At 35.6% G+C, this 25,459-nt stretch carries 20 protein-coding genes; 12 read left to right on the forward strand and 8 right to left on the reverse strand.

Annotated elements, in window-relative coordinates:
- Window positions 1–5: 5 nt before the first annotated feature.
- Both acsA and H9655_RS12835 read left to right on the forward strand, forming a co-directional pair.
- Complete coding sequence (acsA, locus tag H9655_RS12830) at window positions 6–1,724, forward strand: acetate--CoA ligase (protein ID WP_191814597.1); 1,719 nt, start codon at window positions 6–8, stop codon at window positions 1,722–1,724.
- A 25-nt stretch (window positions 1,725–1,749) separates the two neighbouring features.
- A complete protein-coding gene (locus H9655_RS12835) occupies window positions 1,750–2,943 on the forward strand; it encodes a homoserine dehydrogenase (RefSeq protein WP_191814599.1) in 1,194 nt (397 codons plus the stop codon).
- Between the two features lie 383 nt (window positions 2,944–3,326).
- Here H9655_RS12835 and H9655_RS12840 read toward each other — a convergent pair whose 3' ends face one another.
- Window positions 3,327–3,551 carry a hypothetical protein gene (locus tag H9655_RS12840; protein ID WP_191814601.1) on the reverse strand — a complete coding sequence of 75 codons (225 nt, stop codon included), beginning with the start codon at window positions 3,549–3,551 and terminating at the stop codon, window positions 3,327–3,329.
- Between the two features lie 157 nt (window positions 3,552–3,708).
- Window positions 3,709–4,554 carry a TetR/AcrR family transcriptional regulator gene (locus H9655_RS12845; RefSeq protein ID WP_191814603.1) on the reverse strand — a complete coding sequence of 282 codons (846 nt, stop codon included), beginning with the start codon at window positions 4,552–4,554 and terminating at the stop codon, window positions 3,709–3,711.
- Between the two features lie 307 nt (window positions 4,555–4,861).
- Between H9655_RS12845 and H9655_RS12850 the strand changes: the two genes are divergently transcribed.
- The 3 genes from H9655_RS12850 to H9655_RS12860 all read left to right on the forward strand — a co-directional run bounded on the left by H9655_RS12850 (window position 4,862) and on the right by H9655_RS12860 (window position 10,535).
- On the forward strand, window positions 4,862–7,951 hold the full coding sequence (locus H9655_RS12850; protein ID WP_191814605.1) for an efflux RND transporter permease subunit: 3,090 nt from the start codon (window positions 4,862–4,864) through the stop codon (window positions 7,949–7,951).
- 179 nt (window positions 7,952–8,130) lie between these two features.
- Window positions 8,131–8,931: a pyrroline-5-carboxylate reductase gene (proC, locus tag H9655_RS12855; RefSeq protein WP_191814607.1), complete on the forward strand. Its 801-nt coding sequence runs from the start codon at window positions 8,131–8,133 to the stop codon at window positions 8,929–8,931.
- Window positions 8,932–9,143: 212 nt separating this feature from the next.
- Entirely contained in the window at window positions 9,144–10,535 is a 1,392-nt protein-coding gene (locus H9655_RS12860) for an L-cystine transporter (RefSeq protein WP_191814609.1), read from the forward strand.
- A gap of 127 nt (window positions 10,536–10,662) precedes the next feature.
- Here the strand turns inward: H9655_RS12860 and H9655_RS12865 are convergent, their stop codons facing one another.
- The 3 genes from H9655_RS12865 to H9655_RS12875 form a co-directional block, all read right to left on the reverse strand.
- The gene (locus tag H9655_RS12865; protein ID WP_191814611.1) at window positions 10,663–11,958 is read right to left on the reverse strand and encodes an NCS2 family permease; all 1,296 of its coding nucleotides are present in this window, start codon (window positions 11,956–11,958) and stop codon (window positions 10,663–10,665) included.
- 183 nt (window positions 11,959–12,141) lie between these two features.
- Window positions 12,142–13,140, reverse strand: coding sequence for an inorganic phosphate transporter (locus H9655_RS12870; RefSeq protein WP_191814613.1), 999 nt, complete (start codon window positions 13,138–13,140; stop codon window positions 12,142–12,144).
- 13 nt (window positions 13,141–13,153) lie between these two features.
- A complete protein-coding gene (locus H9655_RS12875) occupies window positions 13,154–13,771 on the reverse strand; it encodes a DUF47 domain-containing protein (RefSeq protein ID WP_191814616.1) in 618 nt (205 codons plus the stop codon).
- Between the two features lie 443 nt (window positions 13,772–14,214).
- Between H9655_RS12875 and H9655_RS12880 the strand changes: the two genes are divergently transcribed.
- The 3 genes from H9655_RS12880 to H9655_RS12890 all read left to right on the forward strand — a co-directional run bounded on the left by H9655_RS12880 (window position 14,215) and on the right by H9655_RS12890 (window position 17,675).
- Window positions 14,215–16,488, forward strand: a complete 2,274-nt coding sequence (locus tag H9655_RS12880; RefSeq protein WP_191814618.1) for a HelD family protein — start codon at window positions 14,215–14,217, stop codon at window positions 16,486–16,488.
- Complete coding sequence (locus H9655_RS12885; protein ID WP_191814620.1) at window positions 16,485–17,303, forward strand: aldo/keto reductase; 819 nt, start codon at window positions 16,485–16,487, stop codon at window positions 17,301–17,303. The genes H9655_RS12880 and H9655_RS12885 overlap by 4 nt, the downstream gene beginning before the upstream one ends.
- A gap of 111 nt (window positions 17,304–17,414) precedes the next feature.
- Entirely contained in the window at window positions 17,415–17,675 is a 261-nt protein-coding gene (locus H9655_RS12890; protein WP_191814622.1) for a GlsB/YeaQ/YmgE family stress response membrane protein, read from the forward strand.
- Between the two features lie 75 nt (window positions 17,676–17,750).
- Here the strand turns inward: H9655_RS12890 and H9655_RS12895 are convergent, their stop codons facing one another.
- Entirely contained in the window at window positions 17,751–18,662 is a 912-nt protein-coding gene (locus H9655_RS12895) for an RluA family pseudouridine synthase (protein WP_191814625.1), read from the reverse strand.
- 214 nt (window positions 18,663–18,876) lie between these two features.
- Here H9655_RS12895 and H9655_RS12900 point away from each other — a divergent pair, with 214 nt between their 5' ends.
- Complete coding sequence (locus H9655_RS12900) at window positions 18,877–19,248, forward strand: DUF5365 family protein (RefSeq protein ID WP_191814627.1); 372 nt, start codon at window positions 18,877–18,879, stop codon at window positions 19,246–19,248.
- 77 nt (window positions 19,249–19,325) lie between these two features.
- Here H9655_RS12900 and H9655_RS12905 read toward each other — a convergent pair whose 3' ends face one another.
- Window positions 19,326–19,799, reverse strand: a complete 474-nt coding sequence (locus H9655_RS12905; protein WP_191814629.1) for a thioredoxin family protein — start codon at window positions 19,797–19,799, stop codon at window positions 19,326–19,328.
- The gene (locus H9655_RS12910; RefSeq protein ID WP_191814631.1) at window positions 19,796–20,242 is read right to left on the reverse strand and encodes a disulfide oxidoreductase; all 447 of its coding nucleotides are present in this window, start codon (window positions 20,240–20,242) and stop codon (window positions 19,796–19,798) included. The genes H9655_RS12905 and H9655_RS12910 overlap by 4 nt, the downstream gene beginning before the upstream one ends.
- Before the next feature lie 263 nt (window positions 20,243–20,505).
- Here H9655_RS12910 and H9655_RS12915 point away from each other — a divergent pair, with 263 nt between their 5' ends.
- The 3 genes from H9655_RS12915 (at window position 20,506) to H9655_RS12925 (ending at window position 25,456) form a co-directional block, all read left to right on the forward strand.
- Complete coding sequence (locus H9655_RS12915) at window positions 20,506–22,050, forward strand: bifunctional GNAT family N-acetyltransferase/carbon-nitrogen hydrolase family protein (RefSeq protein WP_191814633.1); 1,545 nt, start codon at window positions 20,506–20,508, stop codon at window positions 22,048–22,050.
- 229 nt (window positions 22,051–22,279) lie between these two features.
- The gene (locus tag H9655_RS12920) at window positions 22,280–24,025 is read left to right on the forward strand and encodes a phospho-sugar mutase (RefSeq protein WP_191814635.1); all 1,746 of its coding nucleotides are present in this window, start codon (window positions 22,280–22,282) and stop codon (window positions 24,023–24,025) included.
- A 312-nt stretch (window positions 24,026–24,337) separates the two neighbouring features.
- Window positions 24,338–25,456, forward strand: a complete 1,119-nt coding sequence (locus H9655_RS12925; protein ID WP_191814637.1) for a GAF domain-containing sensor histidine kinase — start codon at window positions 24,338–24,340, stop codon at window positions 25,454–25,456.
- The last annotated feature ends 3 nt before the right edge of the window (window positions 25,457–25,459 follow it).

Consider the following 25,459-nt stretch of genomic DNA (forward strand, 5'->3'; position numbering starts at 1 on the left):
AACTTATGACAGTGATAGGGCGGCAACAGCTTGCTCCCATTGAAGGAGATTACAACTTAACGAATTATGAAGAGGCATGTCAACATATTTCATGGGATGAGGTTAAACAACAGTTTAGCTGGAGCGAATCAGGTCTCGTCAATATGGCTTATGAATGTATTGATAAACATGTGGTTGACGGTTATGGAAACAAAATAGGATTGCATTACGTGAATGGTGCATATGAAGAGACGTACACATTCGCAGAGATTAAAGAAAAAACAGATCATATTGCCACCGTTTTAAGAAACCAAGGGGTGAAAAAAGGTGATTTTGTATTTATTTTTTTACCTAAACATCCTGATTGCTATTTTGCCATGATTGCGACCATTAAACTGGGCGCAATTGCTGGTCCCCTTTTTGAAGCATTTATGGAGGAAGCAGTAAAAGATCGAATCTCTGATTGTGACGGTAGATTTTTGATTACGGATACTGACTTACTTAAGCGAGTACCAAAAAATGAACTGCCTTCTTTAGAGAAGATATTTATTACTGATGACGTACAATTATTAGGTGAAAAGGAAATTTCTTTAATCAAAGAACTAGAGAAAACAGAAATAGAAGAAGATATCACGACGTGGGTTGATCTTGAGCATGGTTTAAATATCCATTATACGAGCGGTTCTACAGGAAAGCCAAAAGGAATTATTCATGCCCATAGAGCGATGGTTCATCAATATCAAACAGGGAAATGGGTGCTGGATTTAAAAGAGGATGATGTGTATTGGTGTACGGCACATCCAGGTTGGGTTACGGGAACTGTGTATGGCATTTTCACACCTTGGTTGAATAGAGCGACAATTGTTGTTAATGGCGGCCGCTTTGATGCAAAGGGTTGGTATCATACATTAGAAACAGCTGGAGTATCTGTATGGTATAGTGCACCGACAGCATACAGAATGTTAATGGCAGAAGGAAATGATTTACCGAATAATTATGATTTATCTAACTTAAGACATTTATTAAGTGTTGGTGAGCCGTTAAATCCTGAGGTTATTTATTGGGGACAAGAAACCCTAGGGAAAAGAATTCATGATACATGGTGGATGACGGAAACAGGAGCACAATTAATCGTCAACTTACCTTCAGAAGTAATTAAACCCGGATCAATGGGGAGACCATTTCCTGGTATAAGCATCGCTATTCTCGATGATGATGGCATCGAACAATCAAGAGGATCGATTGGACATCTAGCAATTAAAGCACCATGGCCAGGAATGATGAAAGAAGTATGGAAGAATGAGGAAAAATACCAGTCATACTTTCCTTTTGAAGGTTGGTATGTATCAGGAGATCTGGCTGTTCAAGATGAAGATGGATATATATTCTTCCAAGGTAGAAGTGACGATATGATCAATTCTTCTGGGGAGAGAATAGGCCCTTTTGAGGTAGAAAGTAAGCTCATTGAACATCCTGCTGTAGCAGAAGCTGGGGTCATTGGTAAGCCAGATGTATTAAGAGGAGAAATCGTCAAAGCCTTTATCGTCCTGAGAAAAGGATATACAGGCAGTGATGCATTACTTGAGGAGATTAGAAAGTTTGTGAAAACAAGATTAGCTGCTCATTCTGCCCCGCGGGAAATGGAAATAGTCTCGGAACTTCCTAAAACAAAAATCAGTGGCAAAATACTACGCAGAGAACTAAAGGCAAGAGAGCTAGCCAAACTTAGTCAACAAGTACAGTAATATCATGTAAAGGGAGGTAAAGGGCATGACGATAAATATCGCTTTACTTGGCTATGGTACTGTTGGTAAAGGTGTTTACCGGACAATTCAACAGCATCAAGGGCGTTTGCAGAAATTATTAGGTGAGGAAATAAAGGTTGTTGCTATTTTAGTGAGGGACATTAAGAAGCATACAGCCCCTGACCAGTCAGTTATTTTGACAAATCAATATGAAGAAATTCAACAATTGGAGAATGTTGATGTAGTAATTGATGCCATTGTTGGGATTGAACCAGCTGTGACCTATTTACAAAATGCTATTGAAAAAGGGCGCCACGTGATTACGGCAAATAAAGAGATGTTTGCTGAAAAAAGTCACATTTTAAGAGAATTAGCAAAAAAATATCATGTCTCAGTGGGCTACGAGGCTACTGTTGCAGGTGGTATTCCTATTATTCAAACTTTAAAGAAACTGTTAAATGCTAATAAAGTAACGAAGGTTGAAGGCATATTGAATGGTACATCTAATTTCATATTAACCAAAATGAGAGAAGAACAATTATCATTTGATAATGCCTTGGCGCTAGCGCAAGAATTAGGTTATGCGGAAGCGGATCCAACGAATGATATTGAAGGCTTTGATGCGTATTATAAAGCATCTATATTAAGTGAATTAATTTATGGAGAGAAACCGAAAAGTGAACAGGTTGAAAGAAGAGGGATTGCGAGTATTGCTAAATCAGATATTACGTTCTTTAATGAGCTAGGTCTTAGATACAAACATGTGGCAACAATTGAATACGCACAATCTCATGTGAAATGTGCTGTTCGACCAGTGTTAGTTGAAAGTAATCATCCTTTGTATCAGGTGGAAGATGTGCAAAATGCTATCCATATCGAGGCGGATATTGTCGGGAGTATTAGTTTGCAGGGACCAGGTGCAGGTATGTATCCAACAGCAAGTGCGATTATAGAAGATTTAATTCATTTAAAAGAAGAGGATCGGGATTATACATTTAATGAAGAGTCCGCCCTTGATCAACAAAGTGTGAAAACGAGTTGGATTGCATATGGGCGTTCAGCTTTACTGCAATTACCTGAAGGAGCAGAAATTATGAAGATGATTGCCAATGATACATGGGTAGTAGAAATCGAGGGGGATTTAAGTATAAAAGATGCTTCCTTTATTGAAATTTTAGGTGATACCACAAGATTAAAAGAAGTGAAAAAAATTCATTAAAGTAGTGGATGTTAAAACTATATCTAATTAATTGCCTTGTTCAACAGAAGGATTCATTCATTGAACAAGGTAATATTTTTATGGCTCTAATGTCATTGGCCAATAACAATAGAAATCAACCAAACAGAAAAGGGATCATCAATGAAATATATGTATGGTTCTGTTTGTAGTCTTCTTTCCTATATATGAAGGAAAAAAATTCTAATATCCCTTAAAGTATATAAAATGAAACTCCTTGTTTTTTATGAAGAACCCATCATTAATTCTTTTAGATCATCAACAACCAACTGTTTTTATACACATGCGTTCTTTAGATAAATAAAAAAGGATAGCTAGCCCCGATTTGTAGACTAACTATCCTATAAATACATTTATCTGCTCTTTTAAACTGATTGCGATGGTGTTTTTACTGATTGTTTCGGAAGTAACGTTTGGTTAATTTCTGAATATAAATCCTTTATATTGACAGTGACAATTTTAGCCCCGATCTGTACGTGGACCATATTATCAAAGACTGCTGTAACGAGACCATTTAAAGACACGCTTGTTCCGATACTTACATCTTTCTTTTCATTCTTTCTTATATTTGTAACTTTGTTATTTGCCATATTCTCCACCATCCATTCTTATAAATTATAAGTATAGAAGTTTTCTACTTCGTTTACATTATATCTATTTATATTACCTGTTTATAGTAAAATAAACGTTAAAAGTGAAAATGTCCAGTGAAAAGGTTGGTCTTTTTATCGACAAATTTCTCTCATTTTATAATTGTAATAAATCATTCAATTGCTTCTTTAAAACAGGATATTGATTAAAGTTGTTAATCATTCCTTTAATGACTGGAAGGCGAGGATGTTCCCTTTGGGTTTCTTCTTCTATCATATCGAGAGAGACCTCTAAAGTTTCCTTATCATCGCATTCTTGAATTTGTTGTCTAATATCTGCAATGGTAGTCGATGGACTAGTATTTGGTAAACATAAATTAAACTTTTGCAGGAGACGGTTCATTTTATCTTCGGTGATCAAAGGTTCTTCTTTTTTTAAACCTTCTGCTAAAGAGTCCATTCTATTCAATAAATAATCAGTAACATTTTCAGGCTTAAATATTTCTTTATCAATAATTAATATTTTTACGTATGAATGAAAAAGACCATCAAGGAGCTGAGACAAATCCCATAAATAAGGAGTCATTTCTTCTCCATATATAGAAGATAAACTTTTGCGGTAAAATTCATTCATTTCAATTTGCTTTGAGAATAATAATTCTTTAATTGTTTCATTAATAGGTATGGCTTGTTCTCTTGTTTGTGTAATAATAAAATCCTTATGTTGGATTATCATATCAATGGTTGTATTGATTTGTGCCTTGAATTTTTCTCTGGCTGAAAGGTTCTTGTTGTCCCACTTCATGATTTCTTCAGTTAATTGATCAATATAAAATATTAATAAGGACTCTAACAATTTTTCTTTTGATTTAAAATATAAATAAAATGCCCCTTTGGAAATGCCACTATGAGTGGCGATATCTTGTACAGATGTGGCAGTATATCCTTTTTTTGCGAATAATTTGATCGCAGCTTCAATAATTATTTTCTCTTTTTCTTTCATCTGTAACAACTCCTTAACCGAAGAAGGATCTCCGTGTTAACAAAAACTTCACAATAATATAATTGACACATGACTGACCGGTCAGTTATATTTATTGGTGATGTGACCCACTAGTCATATTCTATAGGATACCCGAGTTTGTCGTCAAGAAAACAACCAAAATAGATTGTATAGAACCGTAACGATTTTTTTGGGTATGATAGTTAGTATCCCTATTTGTTAGACTTCATTTACGCTGATTTCTACTATATACATAATGGTTATCAGGTAAAGGAAAATCGAATCTTTTAAAAAAAGAGGTGTCAATGTGAAGGGCATAGTCAATTTCGTTTTAAAGAATAAGCTCGCTGTGTGGTTATTAACCATTATTATTACAGTTTCAGGGGTTTACTCCACTACACAGATGAAAACTGAAACAATCCCGGATATCTCTATTCCATTCTTAATGGTGAATGGCGTTTATCCTGGTGCCACCCCTGAACAAGTGATGGAAGAGGTTTCAGTGCCTATTGAACAGGCAATCGAAGGGCTTGAAGATGTCAATGCTGTTTATTCTAATTCAAGTGCGAATGTAGGAAGTATTCAAGTAGAATATAAATATGGCGTCGATATGGATGATAAGAAGGTTGAACTAGAAAGAGCGGTTGCTAATCTAGATCTTCCTGAAGACGTGGAAGAGCCGACTGTAACATCTATCAGTATGAATATGATGCCAGTAGTTGCACTTTCAATTAGTAGTACAGAAGAAGATATTGTTGGACTGACTGAATTAGTGGAAGATGTTATTTTACCTGATATTGAGAAGATTGAAGGTGTAGCATCTGCAACAATGACCGGTCAACATATTGAACAAGTGGAATTTACTTGGGATGAAGACCAGCTAGCCAAGTTTGAATTGAATCAAGATGATGTAAAAGAACTGATTAAAGCAAGTGATATGGCATTATCTTTAGGTTTATTTGATTTTGAAGAAGCTGAAGAAGCGGTTTCGGTAGATGGTAAAGTAACAACTGTTGATGAGTTGAAAGAAATGATGATCCCAGTAACGCCAACTGCCGATCACCCACAACCGTTTGTTGAGTTAAGTGAACTTGCTCAGATTGAACAGGTAGGTAAAGTAGAGTCTGTTTCTCGTACAAATGGAGAAAATGCGATTGCCATCCAAGTTGTAAAAGGACAACAGGATAACACAGTAGATGTTGTTAATCGTGTGAAAGACTACGTTGCAGAAGAAACGGATAAGTATGATGGACTTGCTATTGATATTTCTTTAGACCAAGGGGAACCAATTGAAAAGTCTGTTAGCACAATGGTTGAAAAAGCTCTTTTTGGTGGATTAATTGCTGTTTTAATTATTCTGCTATTCTTAAGAGACTTTAAGTCAACGATTATATCCATTGTTTCTATTCCAGTGTCAATCTTTATGGCATTTTTAGTTCTCAATTGGTTGGATATTACACTTAATATTATGACCCTTGGAGCGGTTACAGTAGCAATTGGTCGTGTAATCGATGACTCGATCGTTGTTGTTGAAAATATTTACCGTCGCTTACATTTGAAAGAGGAAAAATTAAGTGGTCGTGCTTTAGTAAGAGAAGCGACTATTGAAATGTATAAGCCAATTCTTTCATCTACATTAGTAACAGTGGCCGTTTTCGCTCCGTTAATTTTCGTAGGTGGGATGGTTGGAGAGTTATTTGTCCCATTTGCTTTAACAATGACATTTGCATTAGGCGCTTCATTAATAGTTGCCATTACAATTGTTCCAGCCCTATCTCATTTCTTATTTAAGAAGAAGCTTTACGGTAAGAAAGAGGAGAGCAATCATAAAGAAGTAGGTAAACTTGCTTTATGGTATAAGGGTATTTTAAACAAAGCATTAAATCACAAAATTATTACATCAGCTATTGCTATCCTTTTATTAGCTGGATCATTAGCACTAACCCCATTAATCGGTTTTAGCTTCCTCGGAAGTGAAGAAGAGAAGGTGATGTATTTAACATATACACCTGAAACCGGCGAAAAAATGGATAAAACAGAAGAAAATATAACTGAAGTAGAAGAAGAGTTATTAAAACGCGATGAAATTGATATATTACAAGTGTCCATTAATGACCCAGACAATGTAGATCCTGCTGCAATGATGATGGGCGGTGGAGCTGGTGGAGCTCTCATGTATCTAATCTTTGATCCAGACATGAAGGACTTCCCAGAGGTAAGAGAAGAAATTGAAGAATACGTATTTAATCTTGAACAATCAGGTGAATGGAAATCTCAAGACTTTTCTTCAATGGGTGCGAATACTAGTGAAGTAAGCTATACATTGTATGGTGAAGATTTAGATAAGCTAAATGATGCAGTGACACAAGTGGAAGATGTCATGCATGATACTGATAATTTAGAAGATATTTCATCTACAGCAGAAGATGCGTATGTGGAACATATCTTAAAAGTTGAGCAGGCAGATGTCATGCAGTATGGCTTAACGACAGGTCAAATTGTTATGGCGTTAAACAATACAGATAATAGTGAAGTGCTGACAACTGTTCAAAGTGATGGTAATGAAATAGATGTCATTATTCAAACTGAAGCTGCTGAGCCTGCGAAATCAATTGATGAATTATTAGATACAAATGTTCCGACTGCAACAGGCCAAGAAATGCCATTATCTGAGCTTGTGAATGTCGAAGAAGGGACAACATTAAATACGCTGTCTCGTAGTAAAGGTGAGTACTATGCAACTGTCTCTGCCACAGTAACTTCAGATGATTTATCTAAAGTTACAAATGAGCTGGATAAAGGTATCGATGATTTAGAATTGCCACAAGGCGTAACGCTTGATGTTGCTGGTGTAACTGCAGATATGAATGAAACGTTTACGCAATTAGGTTTAGCGATGCTTGCCGCCATTGCGATTGTATATTTCATCTTAGTTGTTACATTTGGTGAAGGTGTTGCACCGTTTGCCATTCTATTCTCACTACCGTTTGCTGTAATTGGCTCATTTGTCGGATTATACATTGCAGGGGAAACAATCTCTGTTACTGTAATGATGGGTCTACTCATGTTAATCGGTATCGTTGTTACAAATGCGATCGTATTGGTTGACCGGATCATTCATATGGAAAGAGACGGTATGACGATGAGAGACGCTATTCTAGAAGCGGGTGCCACTCGTCTTCGTCCAATACTAATGACAGCTATTGCTACAATGGGTGCGCTAGTTCCATTATTATTTGGTTCAGGCGGTGGAGGCTTAATCTCTAAAGGATTAGGTATCACAGTTATCGGTGGTCTTGCAAGTTCGACCTTATTAACTCTAGTCGTTGTTCCAATTGTGTATGAAGTATTATCAAAAATGTTTAAAAAGAATCGGAAAGATGTTCAAGATAATTAATTGATAAGTAACCCAAAGCGTTGATGCTTTGGGTTATTTTTTTAAATAAAGTTGATCTAATGAATTAATTGGGCTGATTTTAGGTATACGATCACTTTAGAGACGTTATTTTAAACTTTTTGAATACTGTTGTGATAATGTTAAAATGAACCAGAGCATGGAAAAGGTGAGTGATAACTATGGAAAAAAAGATAGGGTTTATCGGTTGTGGAAAAATGGCACAAGCGATTATTGGAGGCATATTAAAAAACGGGTTAGTAAGTCATCATGAAATTATTTCTAGCGCAAAAACGAAAGAAACACTACATAAGGTAGAAGAAAAGTATGCGATTCATACAACACAATCAAATAAAGAAGTGGCAAGAAACGCTGAAGTGATATTTTTAGCGATCCCTCCAAGTGACCATAAAGAAGTGATTGAGGAAATAAAAGGAGAAGTAAATGAACAAAGCATTATCGTAACAATTGCTGCGGGCATTACTTTAGATGATATCGAAAAGTACTTTGGGCGGAACGTAATGGCTGTACGTACAATGCCAAATACACCTTCACTTGTTGGTGAAGGAATGAGTGTGTTAAGTAGAAACCAGTATATTAATGAAGAGAAATTAAGGAAAGTCATACGCATCTTTTCTGCTATCGGGCAAGTAGAAGTAGTTGATGAATCATTAATGGATGGAATTCCAGCAATTAGCGGCTCTTCTCCTGCCTATGTGTTTTTATTTATAGAAGCATTAGCCGATGGAGCGGTAAAGGACGGTATACCAAGAGAGACTGCTTATAAACTAGGTGCCCAGGCAGTATTAGGTGCAGCAAAGATGGTGCTTGAATCTGGTAAACACCCTGGTATGTTAAAAGATGAGGTTTGTACCCCTGGAGGCGCGACTATTGATGCGGTCAGCAAGTTAGAAGAAACAGGATTTCGTTCCTCTGTACTCACTGCTATGAAAGCATGCAGTGAGAAGGTAAAAAGTTTATAAGATGATTTTTATTTAAGCTGCGGCCATCACTTGAATTTTCAAAGTGATATCGCAGTTTTTTAATTTGTGTAAGCATATCAAGTGATGGTATATATTCATAAAAAAAGCATATACCATAAAGGATAATTAAAAAGTAATTCATACTTGACTTATAGGAATAATCGTATTAATATATGAAATTGTGCAAAAGTAAGATATTAGGAGGAGTAATGATGGATAATGTATGGTTTATTATTAACTTAGCATTAATGATTGGTTTTATTAGTTTATTATTTATTATGCAACGTAAACATATTTCATTTTCTAAAAGAGTCTTTACGGCATTGGGAATAGGGATATTATTTGGTTTAGCATTGCAACTAATTTATGGACCAACTTCAGAAGTACTTGAAAGATCAACGGATTGGTTTCAATTAGTTGGTGGGGGTTATGTTAAATTCTTGCAAATGATTGTTATGCCACTCGTGTTTATTTCCATTTTAGGCGCGTTTACAAGATTAAGCCTCTCAAGTAATATTGGTAAAATAAGTGTGTTAATTATTGGCATACTACTTGGGACTACAGCTTTGGCTGCAATTGTTGGTATTGGTTCGGCAAACGTCTTTAATTTAGAAGCAATCCAAATTGAAGAGGGCGATGCAGAGATCAGTAGAGGGACACAAATGGAAGAAACCTCTCAATCACTTGAAGCTCAAACATTGCCACAACAAATTCTAGAGTTACTTCCTGCCAATCCTTTTCTTGATTTAACGGGAGCGAGGGCGACTTCAACGATTTCGGTCGTTATATTTGCAGCCATCTTAGGTATTGCTTACTTGGGTGTACGAAGAAAAACCCCTGAGCAAGCAGAGGTATTTGCAAAAATCGTCGATGCCTTCTATAGCATTATTATGCGAGTAGTCACATTAATCCTCAGATTAACTCCTTATGGCGTGCTAGCTATTATGACTAAGACAGTTGCGTTAAGTGATTTTTCTGCAATCTATAATTTAGGGAAGTTTGTTATTGCTTCGTATGTAGCATTAGCGGTTATGATGTTAATCCATTTGTTATTATTACTATTTGTCGGATTAAGTCCACTACAGTACTTAAGAAAAGCCTTTCCGGTGCTTGCGTTTGCCTTTACGTCTAGAACAAGTGCTGGGGCATTACCTTTAAATATTAAGACGCAAAAATCCTTAGGGGTATCAGATGGGATAGCCAATTTTGCTGGCTCGTTTGGTCTCTCAATTGGGCAAAATGGTTGTGCGGGTATTTATCCGGCTATGTTAGCGGTTATGATTGCACCTACAGTCGGGATTGATCCATTACAGCCAAGTTTTCTGTTTTCTATTATCCTTATTGTTGTTATCAGCTCATTTGGTGTTGCAGGAGTAGGTGGGGGGGCAACATTTGCGGCCATTCTCGTCCTTTCAGCCTTAGATCTACCTATTGCTCTTGCGGGTTTATTGATTTCGATTGAACCGTTAATTGATATGGGAAGAACAGCGGTAAATGTAAGTGGTTCAATGACTTCGGGTATATTAACAAGTAAGATTACGAAAGATCTCGACCAAGAAGTTTATAATAACCCAAATAATAAAATTGAAGAAGTTGACATTTAACTGTTTCAATATGAAAAGCAATTACTAAGGAAAAAGTAAGAAAATCCGAACATTCATCATCAGATGCTACTTTGCTTTAGCATTTGAAGAGATGTTCGGATTTTTTTATCTTTCCAATCAATTGACTTTAATGTGGTAAAAAGAGCAATTGAATGAGAAATAATACAGCGAAAATATAGACAAGCGGATGAACTTGTTTATATTTGCCTTTAAATATTTTTAAGATTGGGTAGGTAATGAACCCGAGTGCAATACCTGTTGCGATACTAGAGGTGAGCGGCATCGTCAAAATAATTAAAAAGGCTGGGAAAGCTTCGTCAAACTCGCTCCATTTAACTTTAACTAAGCTACCCATCATTAAGCTACCAACAATAATAAGTGCAGGCGAAGTAATGGCTGCAATACCGGAAACCGCACTGACAAGAGGGCTAAAAAAGGCAGCTACGATAAAAAGGATACCTACTGTCAAAGAAGTTAGTCCTGTTCGACCACCGGCGGCAACCCCACTTGAAGATTCAATGAACGCAGTTGTAGGGCTTGTTCCGAACATAGAACCGACTGTTGTGGCTAATGAATCGGATAATAAAGCCTGCCTTGCACGAGGCAATTTATTCCCTTTCATTAAACCAGCTTGTTGTGCAACACCAATCATCGTTCCAGTTGTATCAAAGATTGTTACTAATAGAAACGAGAAAACAACGGCATAAAGACCATGAGTGATAACGTCTCCAATAGCTGATATCGGATTGAATACTAAAATGCCTTCTGGAAGCGAAGGTAAAGATGTAAGCCCGTCACTAAACTGTAGTTGTCCAGTAAAGAAAGCGATTAAGCCTGTTATAATCATACCGAAAAACAGTGCTCCAGATACATTTAGTGCAATTAAAATAAGTGTGATGACTAAACCAACTAACGTTAATATTGTCGAAGTTGCTGTTAAATCTCCTAATGCGACAAGATTACTAGGATCACTAGTAATAATACCTGACATTCTCAGTCCAACAAAAGCAATAAATAAGCCAATACCAGCAGAAATTCCAGCTTTTAGGTTTTCTGGAATGGCCTCGATTAATTTTTCGCGAAAAGCAGTTAACGATAAAATGACAAAGATTAGACCGGCTACGAATACGGCAGCGAAAGCAGTTGCATAATCTAAGCCACCGCCAACGACAGAATAGGCGAAATAAGCATTTAATCCCATACCGGGAGCGATAGCAATTGGATAGTTAGCAAAAAAGGCCATCCAAAGTGTACCAATAACTGCGGCAATAATCGTTGCAGTAAAGACTTGATCAAATGGGACACCAGCGTCAGAAAGAATGACGGGGTTAACAACAACGATATAGGCCATTGTTAAAAAGGTGGTAAAACCGGCGAGTATTTCTGTTTTTGCTGTAGAATTGTTTTCTTTTAACTTAAACATTAGAATCCTCCAAGTTTTAAATACATGGTCGTGTGTATAATACGAACGAAAAAAGGTCACATGGACTATAGTATTCGTTTTTATGAAGATTTTCAAGTTATTTATAGTATTTGTTATAGATGTATTCTTATGAGAAAAGAAAAAAATCCTTAAAGGATTCATACCTTTAAGGATTTGTATGCGTTATAGGAAAGAACTTAAAATTAAATAGGTTAAACCAGCTATCGTTGCTGAAATCGGCAAAGTAATAACCCAAGTAATTATCATACGTTGTGCTGTTCCCCATTTAACTCCTTTTACTCGATGAGCAGAACCTACCCCGAGGATAGATGAAGAAATAACGTGTGTTGTACTAACTGGCATATGTAGTGCGGTTGCACCAAAGATAACCATTGCTCCTGTAATATCTGCTGCTACTCCATTAACAGGGCGAATCTTCATGATTTTGCCACCAACTGTTTTAATTATTTTCCAACCACCAACAGATGTACCAAGTCCCATCGCGATCGCACAAGAAAGTTGAACCCAAAAAGGAATGTCCGTTGAGGTTACATAGTTGTTGGCAATTAACGCTAATGTGATGATCCCCATTGCTTTTTGAGCATCATTTGTACCATGAGTATATGATTGCAATGCAGCGGTGAAAATCTGTATTGTTCTAAAATTTCTATTTGTCTTTGTTAAATTATTATTTCTAAAAACAATTTTAAAAATGCTATAAATGATAAATCCTGCTGCAAAAGCAATCAGTGGTGAAAAAATGAGTGCCTGTATGATCCCGATAAATCCGCTATAGTTTAATGAAGAAAACCCAGCTGATGCAATGGCAGCCCCTGCGATTGAGCCGATTAAAGCATGAGAAGATGAGCTTGGTATGCCGAAATACCAAGTCAAAAGGTTCCAAAAAATCGCTGCTATAAGGGCAGATAGTATGACAATTGAGCCGTTTTGCAATGTGAAAGGATCGACAATATCCTTCGTTATCGTTTTTGCTACACCTGTAAAAGTCATTGCACCTACAAAGTTCATTGTTGCAGCTAGTATAATGGCATGTCTAGGTTTTAAAGCTTTCGTTGACACTGAAGTTGCAATAGCATTTGCTGTATCGTGAAACCCGTTAATAAAGTCAAAGACTAAAGCAAAAATGACGATTAATACTGTAATAATTAAAATTGCATCCATTAGTTATTGCTCCTCACGCGTTTTTCATTATAATTGTTTCGAATGCGTTGGCAACTGTTTGGCAGCTGTCAGCAATTTCCTCTAGGTTTTCGTAAATTTCTTTTATCTGAATGATACGAATTGGATCTTTTTCAACGGAAAAAAGATGCTTAATTGATTGGCGTAATACGCCATCGCATTTTGATTCGAGATCTTTGATTTTAATCGCATGATCTCGTATTTTTAGCAACTTTTTAGAGGATAATAGCTCAACTGATTTTTCAATTTCTACTGCGCTTTGTTGAATAGCTTCTACAAACTTCAACATATACTCATCAGCGTTCGTGATGGAGTACATTTCAAATAAATCTGCTGTTTGTTCAAAACCATCTAATACGTCATCCATAGCCATAGCAAGATGAAGAATATCTTCTCTTTCTATTGGTGTAATGAAGGCGTTGTTTAATTCTTTAATTGTTTCATGAACCAGCGTATCACCTTTTGTTTCGTATTCTTTCATTTTTTCTGAGAAGATTTTTAAGTCACTAATGTTATTTAGCTTATATTCGGCGAAGTACATTGCTCCTTCTTTCAAGTTGATTGCAATATCACTTAATAATTTATTGAATTTATCTTGTTTTTTAAAAACCATCATAAATACCTCCAGTAATTTTCGGAAAATAAATCCTTCAAACGTTACTATTTTAAACGAAAATTTTTATTGTATAAAGCGAAATTTTCGGGTCTAGAAGAAAAGTGTCGAATTATGTATACTTGTAACCAAAATGTAATATTTCTTATTATTTGATTAAATGACCTTTACCCCTTGTTATTATTAACTTTATTAGAGTATAAATGGGGGAAAACATGCTTTTTCTTATGAATTTGGTGATTTCACCTTTACAAAAAATTAATAATATTTATCATTACTTTTACATTATTCCCAAACTAAATTATCATATTGGAATACCTTAAAAGAAATGTACATTTATTTGATTGTTATGCATTTTTCTGATAATATATATTTCTTCTCACTTACACAACGTCAGATTACTCTCCATCAGCGGCTAATTATTAAAATGGAGGTAAATGATTATGACAACGGTACATCAACACCCCGATTACAATGAAGAAAGCCAGCGCCTAGAATATACAAAGAGATATATGGAAGCAGTTATTAAAACGGCAGAAACATCGAAGGATAACTTTCAAGACAATATGAAAGCAGCCTTTCAAGACGTCGATTCCAGCTTAGGTTATTCATCCTTATTAACGAATGCTCGCTTTTTTGATATGTCAAAAGAAGAACTATCAAGTTTAAAAAAATCCCGTCTCAAACCTTATTTTGCAAGAATTGATTTTTCCAGAAATGATCAACCGATGGAAGAAGTCATCTATATTGGGAAAACATCTTTATATTCAAGAGAAAATCAGGATCAATTAATTGTCGATTGGCGATCACCAATAGCAAATCTTTATTATGAAGGCAGGCTAGGGGATGTTTCGTATGCCTCGAATGGAGAAAACTTCAACGGTGAGCTTTTATTAAAAAGACAATTTATGATGGAGCGAGGTTACCTGACTGAGATTCGGGATATTGATTTGACAACAAATGATCAATTGCTGCAAGAAACGCTAGCTGGAAGTTCAAGTAATCGCCTCACAGAAATTGTATCTACTATACAAGAAGAACAAAATAAAGTGATTAGAGCAGATTTGAATAAACCAATCATCGTTCAAGGCGGGGCTGGAAGTGGTAAAACGACGATTGCTCTACACAGAATTAGTTATTTTATCTTCCAATACAAAGAAAACTTTGAACCTGAGCAATTGATGATTATTGCCCCAAGTAATTTATTCCTTGATTACATTTCCGAAGCGCTGCCAGAGCTTGGCGTAGAAAATATTAAACAAAAAACGTATGAGGATTATGTGCTGGGAGCGTTACAAAAGGAAAATATAAAATTGAAAAAAGATGATAAGTTAATTCAATTGTTAGAGAATAATCATCATAAGGAAACCGTTCATGCGCTTCAAATATCAAAATGGAAGGGATCTAAAATATTCCAAACAATCCTAAATGAATATATGAAAGAAATCTTTCTAACTTTTCATCCGTCTACTGATTTTTATGTTGATAAGTATCGATTATATAAAAGTGAGCGATTTGTCAAATTATTAGAAGAAGATTTTTATTATTTACCTCTGTATAAGAGACTAAATAAGTTACGATCGATATTACAAAATGAAATAAAACATAAAAAGAAGCGGATGCTTGAGAAAATTGAAACGTTTTATGATGACAAAATTGAACGAGCATTATATCAAGCGAAAGATCCTATCAAGAGGAAAAGGTATGTATCACAGGCCCTTGATAAAAAAGAAGCGAGATTACAAGAAATGAAAGCGGCAATAAAGACATCGGTTGCTACATATATGAAGCAATTTCCAAAGAAGAATATTTGGACCTATTATAAAGATCTATTTCAAAACTCACAGCAATTAGTCAAACGCTCGCATAATCAGTTAACACAAGCAGAAGCAGATTATATAATTCGCTATCAACAAGACTTGTTTAAGAGGCGAACGTATGAAAGAGAAGATTTAGCTTTATTATTGTATTTGCAGGTTCATTTATTTGGGATTGAAAAAGAATGGAAAGTAAAAAACATAGTCATCGATGAGGCGCAAGATTATACGTTCATGGAACTTCTTTCTCTTAAGAAAGCAGCTGATACCGATATGTTTACATTAGTTGGAGACTTAGCTCAAGGTATTCACTCTTATAGAGGGCTTACATCTTGGGAAGACGTCAAGGCTGAAATTTTCCCTCGAGCTACTTATACCGAATTACAGAAAAGTTACCGAACTACTGTTGAAATTATGGAAGCAGCTAATCATTTATTAAGAAAACTGCCGTATACTTTTCCTAAAGTGGAGCCTGTTGTTAGACATGGAGAGCATCCGCAGTTTATTCAATCAAATGAAGGCAAGCACTATATAAATATCCTAGAGGCTAAATTACTTAAAGTAAAAGGAGAAGGATATAAAACTTTTGCATTAATTGGGAAAACGATGAACGATTGTATGAAGCTTTATCAACAATTTGAAAAACATGGTAATATGTCGGTTTATTTACTAGGTGAACATGGACAAATTCCTAAAGAATCAGTCGTCATTGTTCCGGCTTATTTAGCAAAAGGTTTAGAGTTTGACGTAGTATTTATCTTTTCAGTTGATGAGGTGTTTACCGCAAAAACTCCCTTGGAAATACAGTTGCTATATGTGGCAATGACTAGACCGCTTCATCGTTTATATTTTTATGGGAATAAAAAAACAGATTTTTTACTTGAGGAGGATGAAGGATGATAAAAATACCTAATGTAAAATTAGCGAATGGAATCTTGATGCCCCAATTTGGGTTAGGTGTATATAAAGTAGAAGAAGGGAAGGAAGTGGAAAATGTCGTATGGAATGCGATTCAACTAGGTTATCGCTTAATCGATACCGCAAGCTTCTATGATAATGAAGAAGGCGTAGGTAAAGCGATAGAACAAAGTGGCATACCTAGAGAAGAGCTGTTTATTACGACAAAAGTTTGGAATGATGATCATGGATATGAGGAGACCATTGCAGCCTTTAAGAAAAGTTTGAATAAATTACATTTATCTTATATTGATCTATATTTAATACATTGGCCCATGCCAACTAAGTATAAAGATACGTGGCGAGCACTGGAATATTTGTATGAAGAAGGCTTAGTAAAGGCAATAGGCGTTAGTAATTTTCACGAACATCACTTAGCAGAAATAAAAAAAGACGCCAAAATAATGCCAATGGTAAACCAGGTTGAATTGCACCCGCAATTATCCCAACAACCACTTCGTGAGTATTGTAAGAGTAACGATATTCAAGTGGAGGCGTGGGCGCCTATTGCAAGAGGTAAACTTTCTGAGGAGCCACTTTTCGTTACTCTAAGTGAAAAATATAATAAATCAGTCTCGCAAATTATCTTACGTTGGCATATACAACATCAAGTGGTCGTTATACCTAAAACAACGAAATTAGAAAGGCTAGAGGAAAATCAAGCTATATTTGATTTTGCTCTGTCTGAAGAGGATATGAGCATGATTGACAAATATAATAAAAATAAACGAATGGGTAAAAATCCTGACGATTTGTAAGTGGCATTTCCATATTAGGAAAAAAGTGAATGAATGATTTCTTGAATGCTATCACAACCTAAGTGTACATCTAATGAAGATGGAATAGATGTAATGAAGGAGTGAAGAGCATTGTTTAGCTTTTTATGGTCTTTAATTATTGGTGGTCTTATCGGCTGGGTTGCGAGTTTAATCGCAGGCAGAGATATTCCAGGAGGAGTTATAGGAAATATTATTGCTGGCTTTATCGGAGCTTGGTTAGGGTCTCTTATTTTAGGGGATTGGGGACCAGTAATCGCAGATTTTGCCATAATTCCAGCAATCATTGGTGCGATTGTACTTGCCTTTGTCGTGAGTTTCATCATGAGATCCATGAGGAAAACGACAGATTAAAAAAGTCAAAACGAACAGATTCAGAAACTCGAATTTGTTCGTTTTTTTATTTTTAAAGTTTTTCCTAATTGACTTTTATGGAGATATTGAACGGAAGTCTGCTGGTGCCGGGCAAGTAATCTCCTGCTTTTCTTTTGTGAAGGGGTGCTGCCATTCAAGTTTATATGCATGTAATGCTTGTCTAGTTAGAAGATGATTCCCACCATATAAATGATCCCCAACGAGTGGATGTCCGATATGACTTAAATGGACACGAATTTGATGGGTTCTCCCCGTATCAAGTTGACAAGTGATGAGTGAAATATTTCTTTTGCTGTCGTAAGCTTGGACGTCATAAGTCGTTTTAGCATACTGACCTGTAGTTGAGACTCTCCGCTTATTAGAATGATGGCGATCCTTACCAATGGGAAATTCAATACTATCATGTTTATTTTTTAATTGTCCATGGACGAGAGCCATATACGTGCGCTTGATTGATCTTTGTGCAAGTTCTGTATCAAGGATAGCGCCTGCTAAAGAATGTTTGGCAAACAATACTAAGCCAGATGTATCCTTATCTAAACGGTGAATATGGCGGATGTAAGTAGATTCACCCTGCGTTTGCATATAAAATTTGGCTGCATTTAAAAGGGTGTTTTTTTGAACTAAGTTGTGTGGGTGTGTTTCCATCCCAGCAGGTTTGTTAAAAATGATTAAATGATCATCCTCGTACTTAACATCTACATCTTTAAAGAAACCATCATTCTCCAGTGTCTCCACTTGATGATCAGCCAAAAGTTTGAATTGTAACCGATCTCCTTGTATTAGTGGCTTTTCCCATACAATAGGGTGGTTATTCTTTTTTACGCAGTGTTCCATGCGCATTTGATGGGTAAGCTTTTTAGGGGCGCCCCAAATCTCTCTAAACAATTGCATAGCAGATTGACCCGCCCATTTCTTTGGAATGGTTAATTCAAACCATTCTCCTTTTTTACTTACTGTTACCATTATTTACTTCCTTCCATTTAAGCATATCAGCTAGTGTTCATTCATATAGATGAAAAGTGTATTTTATCAAGGATTATTCATCCTCTCTTTTAGAAAACAATAGTTGCATCAATAGTATATAAAATCATGGTGATAATTACCACCAAGAGGCAAAAGTAGTTTATGCTATTCTATTGGTAATCATGAAGTATTAGTGAACAAAGGTGGGTTACTTGTGAAAGTAGTTTTTGCGGCAACAACAGAACAAGAGGAGCAAATTGAAGCATTGGTGGATAAAATGTTACATCATGTGTTACCTCATTATTTTTCAGAGAAAGAATTACAGACATTTGGTGATATGAATATTTTAAAGCCGACAGAGAAGTGTATGGATACTTTGGGAGATGCTTACTCGGTAATGGCTAGTTTACAAACTTTAATGCATCTGCTTGAAAATGAAGGGCTGAAGAAAGAGCATTGTGAGTTATTTAATAGAAATACTGAGATTTTAAATCGATTTGATATCTCTTTCCCATTTTCCTTTCATCATTTCCTTCCTGAACAAACAAAAGAGTCAATGAATATCGATCAAACATACTTACAGTAAGAATCAATTTAAAAGCGTGTAATGAACAAAAAACGACCAAATTCATGATCATTTTGGTCGTTTTTCTTTTATTCTTTTTATTCTGTTACGTTTTCCTCAAACCAATCTTGAAATACAGCTTCTTCTTGGTATCCCGTAATACGAGCAACTTCTTTTCCATCTTCATAATGCACAATAGTTGGTGTTTCAGAAATGCCAAAGTCATTCCAACCTTGATCGAATTCTAGTAAGTTGTATTGTAATAAGTCAACGCCCATGTCATCGGATAAAGGAGCAACAATTGGAGTTGTTCTTTGGCAGTGAGGGCATGTTGGACTAAAAAAGTATACAGTAGCTTCGCCGCTTTCATTTAATTGATTGTCTAAATCCTCCGGTAGCACAATGTTGCTATAATTAGGATCATCTAACTGATCAATCGTTTCTTGCTCTAGATCAGTTGTTCCATAAGGGTTGTCCCCTGATACTTTTTGATCGTTCTGCATTTTTGTTAACAGTGCAACTCCTCCAAAAAGGATAATAATGACTGCTAAGAATATGATGATTTTTTTCATTTCGTCGTCTCCCCCTTCGTTCTTTTCCATATCATGACACTACAAATAAAAATAATAATAAATGCTACCAATGCTAGAAATGGAATGGTAATAAAGCCAAACCAGTTAATATATTGTCCCGTACAAGGAACTCTGCCACATGCTGGAGCGGTTTCAGTTAAAAAAGAAAGCTTTTGAATCCCGTAATGGTAAATAGAGATGAGTCCTCCAATTCCAGATAAAATCATCGTATAAAAGCTGATTCGAAAGTCTTTTTTAACTACTGCTATGCCTAAAATGACAATGAGAGGATACATAAGAATTCTTTGGTACCAGCATAATTCACATGGCTCATACTGTCTAATCTCCGAAAAATATAAACTGCCGAACACTGCAACGACTGAGGCAGCCCATGCTGTAAACAGTATACTTTCCCTCGCATCCTTCTTTTCTGTTGGTTTCATAACGTTCTCCCTTTTTTCATATTTATAGGCGAAATGAAAAATATGTATACTAACGTATTTTAACAAATTATACGTCTCTTTATCGTAAAAATAAACGATGCTTAAAAAAATTCTATAAAAAGTCATAAAATGCACACAAAATAAGCATAGTTATGTGTTGACAAATGAATCTATAGGAAGGCCTTAGACTAAGGTTAGAAATAGGAGAATAGGGGTATAAGAATTAACAAACGTTTGTTTCAATGAAAATAAGGGGAGTATTTATGAGAAAATTAGATTTAAGTAAATTTGAGAAAAAAATGATTATTAGAAATATGAAAGACGAAGATATCGATAAAATTATCGCGCTTCAAGAGGTATGTTTTCCTGGAATGGATCCATGGAAGAGAGATCATCTTGAAAGTCATTTAAATATATTTCCAGAAGGGCAGTTTGTGGCAGAATATGATGGTGAAATCATTGGCTCCTGTTCTAGTTTAATTATTAATTTTGATGAATATGATGATCGCCATACTTGGGCTGATGTGACAGATGATGGTTATATTACTAATCATAATGATGATGGCTACAATTTGTATGGAATTGAAGTAATGGTTCATCCTGAATATCGTAGAATGAAGATTGGGCATCGTCTTTATGAGCAAAGAAAGGAGCTAGCTCGGGAGTTAAACCTGAAGAGTATTATTATTGGGGGGCGGATCCCGAATTATCATAAGCATGCAAAAGAGATGAGTCCGAGAGAATATGTCAATGAAGTATCACTTCATAAAATATATGATCCTGTTTTATCCTTTCAATTATTAAATGGTTTTACACTGATGAGGATAAATCCGAATTACTTACCAGATGATAGGCAATCCAATAAATACGCAACATTAATGGAATGGAATAATGTTGATTATAAATCGACGACGAAAAGATTTTATAAAACAAGTTACCCAGTTAGAATTTGTGTCGTACAATATATGATGCGCCAAATTCAGTCATTCGAAGACTTCGCTAGTCAAGTTGAGTATTTTACAGATGTTGCGTCAGATGCAGAAGCGGACTTTGCGGTTTTTCCAGAGATATTTACGACGCAATTAATGTCATTTTTGGACGAGAAAGTACCGAGTCTTGCCATAAGAAAGCTTACTGAGTATACAGAAGAATATATACAATTATTTACTGATTTAGCAGTTAGATATAACATAAATATTATTGGAGGATCTCATTTTGTAAAAGAAGATGAGGATAAAATTTATAATATAGCCTATTTGTTTAGACGTGACGGTACAATTGAAAAGCAATATAAGCTCCATATTACTCCTAATGAAAGAAAATGGTGGGGGATATCGCCAGGCGACTCTGTCCGCGTCTTTGATACAGATTGCGGAAAAATAGCGATTCAAATTTGTTATGATATTGAATTCCCAGAATTAGCCCGAATAGCAACTGATATGGGGGCAAAAATTATATTCGTTCCTTTTTGTACCGAAGACAGAGAAGGGTATTTACGGGTTCGATACTGTGCACAAGCTCGTGCAATAGAAAATCAAATTTATACGGCAATATCCGGCACAGTCGGGAATTTACCACAAGCAGAAAATATGGATATACAATATGCACAATCAGCAATATTTTCACCTTCAGATTTCGAGTTTCCTAAGGATGGGATTGTGGGAGAAACGAATGCAAATATCGAAATGGTGCAAATTGGAGATGTAGATTTAGAGGTATTAAGAAGGAAAAGACAAGACGGAACGGTAAGACATTTAAAAGATAGAAGGCATGATATTTATCAAATTCAATATCGTCATCATAAATAAATCTATGGACAGTATCCTTTTCACGAACAAATTTATTTGTTCGTGTTCTTTTTGGGAGGATTATTCATTGGGGCTCTTGGGATTATCCATCTAATGAAATGGAAATTGCATTAATTTATTGAAAATTTTATAAAAATCAACTATTTTTAATAAGAGAGAATAGCTTACAAAATGGATTAATTTAGTCGATAATGGAATGAGGTATTTAACTAGGGGGGAAATAAATACGATGGATTGGAAAAGCAATGTCGATAGATGGAATACATATTCACAATTGACGACTGAAATGAAAGAAGAATTAATTCAATTAAATGACAATGAAAACCATCTAGAAGATGCGTTTTATAAAAACCTCGAGTTCGGAACTGGTGGGATGAGAGGCGAGATTGGTGTAGGCACAAATAGAATGAATATATATACCGTTAGAAAAGCCTCTTACGGTTTAGCCAAATACATAATTGAAAAAGGACAGGAAGCAAAAGTAAGAGGTGTTGTGATTGCTTATGATTCAAGACATATGTCACCAGAATTTGCTTTAGAAGCGGCAAAAACGCTTGCTTCAAATGATATTCAAACATATATTTTTGATGAGCTAAGACCCACACCGGAGCTTTCGTTTGCTGTAAGATATTTGCATGCATATGCTGGTATTGTTATTACAGCTAGTCATAATCCAAGAGAATACAATGGCTTCAAAGTATATGGACCAGACGGAGCACAATTGATTCCAGAGGATGCTGATACGGTTATTGCAAAAGTAAATGAAATTGAAAACGAGTTACTTATTGAAGTAGAAGAAGAATCAATCTTAAGAGAAAGAGAACTGATTGTTACAATTGGCTCAGCTATTGATCGGGCTTATGTTCAAAAGTTGCAGACAATTTCTGAAGACCGTTCGATAGGTGAAAGAACGGATCTTACTATCGTATTTTCTCCACTACATGGCACAGGCAATAAGCCGGTTAGAGAAGGTCTTGCAAGCTTGAATTATAAGCATGTTCATATTGTAGAGGAACAAGAAAAACCCGATGGTGATTTTCCAACAGTAGACAGCCCTAATCCGGAAGAAAGGTCTGCATTTAAGTTAGCTATAAAAAAAGGCAAAGAGGTAGATGCGGATTTACTTATTGCTACTGACCCTGATGCCGATAGACTAGGTATAGCAGTTAAAAATGACAAGAATGAATATGAGCTTCTGACAGGCAATCAGACAGGTGCTTTAATCCTTTACTATATGCTGTCACAAAAGAAGGATAAAGATAGCATTCCGGCAAATGGAATTGTACTGAAAACAATTGTTACTTCAGAACTTGGAAGTGAAATTGCCGCTTCGTTTGGTTTAACAACAATAGATGTACTCACAGGTTTCAAATTTATTGCTGAGAGAATTAAAGAATATGAAACAACAGGTGAGTATAAATTCCTTTTTGGTTATGAAGAAAGCTATGGTTATTTGATTGGTGATTTTGCTAGAGATAAAGATGCTGTTCAAGCCGCATTATTAATTGCTGAAGCCGCAGCTTTTTATAAAGAAAAGGGCCAAACACTATATGATGTATTAATGATGATTTATGAAAAGTATGGCTATTTTCGCGAAGGATTAAAGTCGATCACTTTAAAAGGCCAATCAGGTACAAAAACAATTGCAAACATACTTTCCAAGTTTAGAAATACATCTTCAATGGATATAGAAGGTCTTAGTCATATCGCGACAGAAGATTATTTAACAAGTATTCGCACGGATAGTAATCGTAATTTTTCGGATATCCATCTTCCGAAATCTAATGTATTAAAATATTTCTTCGCAGATGGTACTTGGATTTGTTTGCGCCCATCAGGAACGGAACCAAAAATTAAATTTTACTTTGGTGTGAAAAGCGAATCATTAAGCTTGAGTCAAGAAAAGCTTGACCATGTTCAAATGGAATTAATGAAGAAAGTGGATCAATTGATGCAAGAGGAATTAAAAAACTAAATGAAAGCAAAAAATTCGAACATCATTCCAATCTATGTAAAGGATGCGAATGATGTTCGGCTTTTTTTTAATTAAGTAAGGTAGCCAACATCATCCTTTGAACCGCGTAAAGTAGATTTGCATGCAGATCAGAAGAAAAACGTGTTTGAGCGCTTTGTGAAAGGATTACTGAATATTCACAAATTTATAGTTGGAAACAGTAATCGAACAGGCTTGATACATAAGACTTTAGACTGAGATATATTCATTGTTGCGAATGAAGATTATTGCATCAATACTCATTATAATCATTATAAAGAGAGGGTTTAGCGAATGGTGGATCAACAAATTCGTGAAGCAGTAATACTTAAGGAAATTGCGGAATTACTTAATGAAGGAAGCGAAATGAGAGAAACATTGTCTGCTGTATTAGAAAGATTGTTACAAGTAACCCGATTAAAAACAGGGTGGCTTTTTTTAATCAAGAATAATGAACCTACTCTAATCGCATATCATCATTTGCCCCAAGCATTAACAAGGAATCAGCTAGCTCCTATGTGTACGAAAGAATGCTGGTGTGTCAACCGTTACAATAACGGAGAATTAAATCGTGCGAGTAATATTATTAATTGTAAAAGAATTGAAGATGCAAAGAAGGATGGACATGCAGATATTGAAGGATTAACACATCATGCAACAGTTCCCCTCCGCTTTGGTGAAGAAATGTTTGGCATTTTAAATGTAGGAGCTCCGAATAAAATTCACTTTTCGGAAAAGGAACTTTCTTTATTAGAATCTGTTGCTTTTCAGATAGGATCGACATTGAAAAGAATGGCATTAACTGAGAGAGAGAGAGAAATGGCCCTTATTGAGGAAAGAAATCGCCTGGCTCAGGAATTGCATGACTCTGTCAATCAGTTGTTATTTTCGGTGAGTTTAACGGCTCGAGGTGGAAGAGAATTAACAAAATCTAAAACAGTACAAGAAACATTTACTTATATACAAGAACTATCCCAACAAGCACTTCATGAAATGCGCGATCTAATTTGGCAGTTACAACCAAAAAGTTTAGAAAACGGGTTGCTTTCATCATTAAAGGAATACAGTGAAATGCTTGGTCTTCAGTTATATTGTCATGTTAATACATTAACAAATATTTCTGGACAAACAGAAGAAACTTTATGGAGGATAGCCCAAGAGGCGATGATGAATTGTAAGAAGCATTCTGGTCAGGATAAGATTGAAATTGCAATTGATTTTAACCAGGAGAAACAGAAAGTACAGATGATTATCACTGATCAAGGTGTTGGGTTTAATTACAGTCCATCAGTAATCTTACCTTCTCATGGATTGAGGAATATGCGTCAACGAGCTGAAAGGCAGAACGGTACAATGGAAATATTCACTAGTGAAGGGAATGGGACGAAAGTCATTATAGATCTGTTCAATTAGGAG

This window comes from Cytobacillus stercorigallinarum (assembly GCF_014836495.1).
Lineage (GTDB): Bacteria > Bacillota > Bacilli > Bacillales > Cytobacillaceae > Cytobacillus > Cytobacillus stercorigallinarum.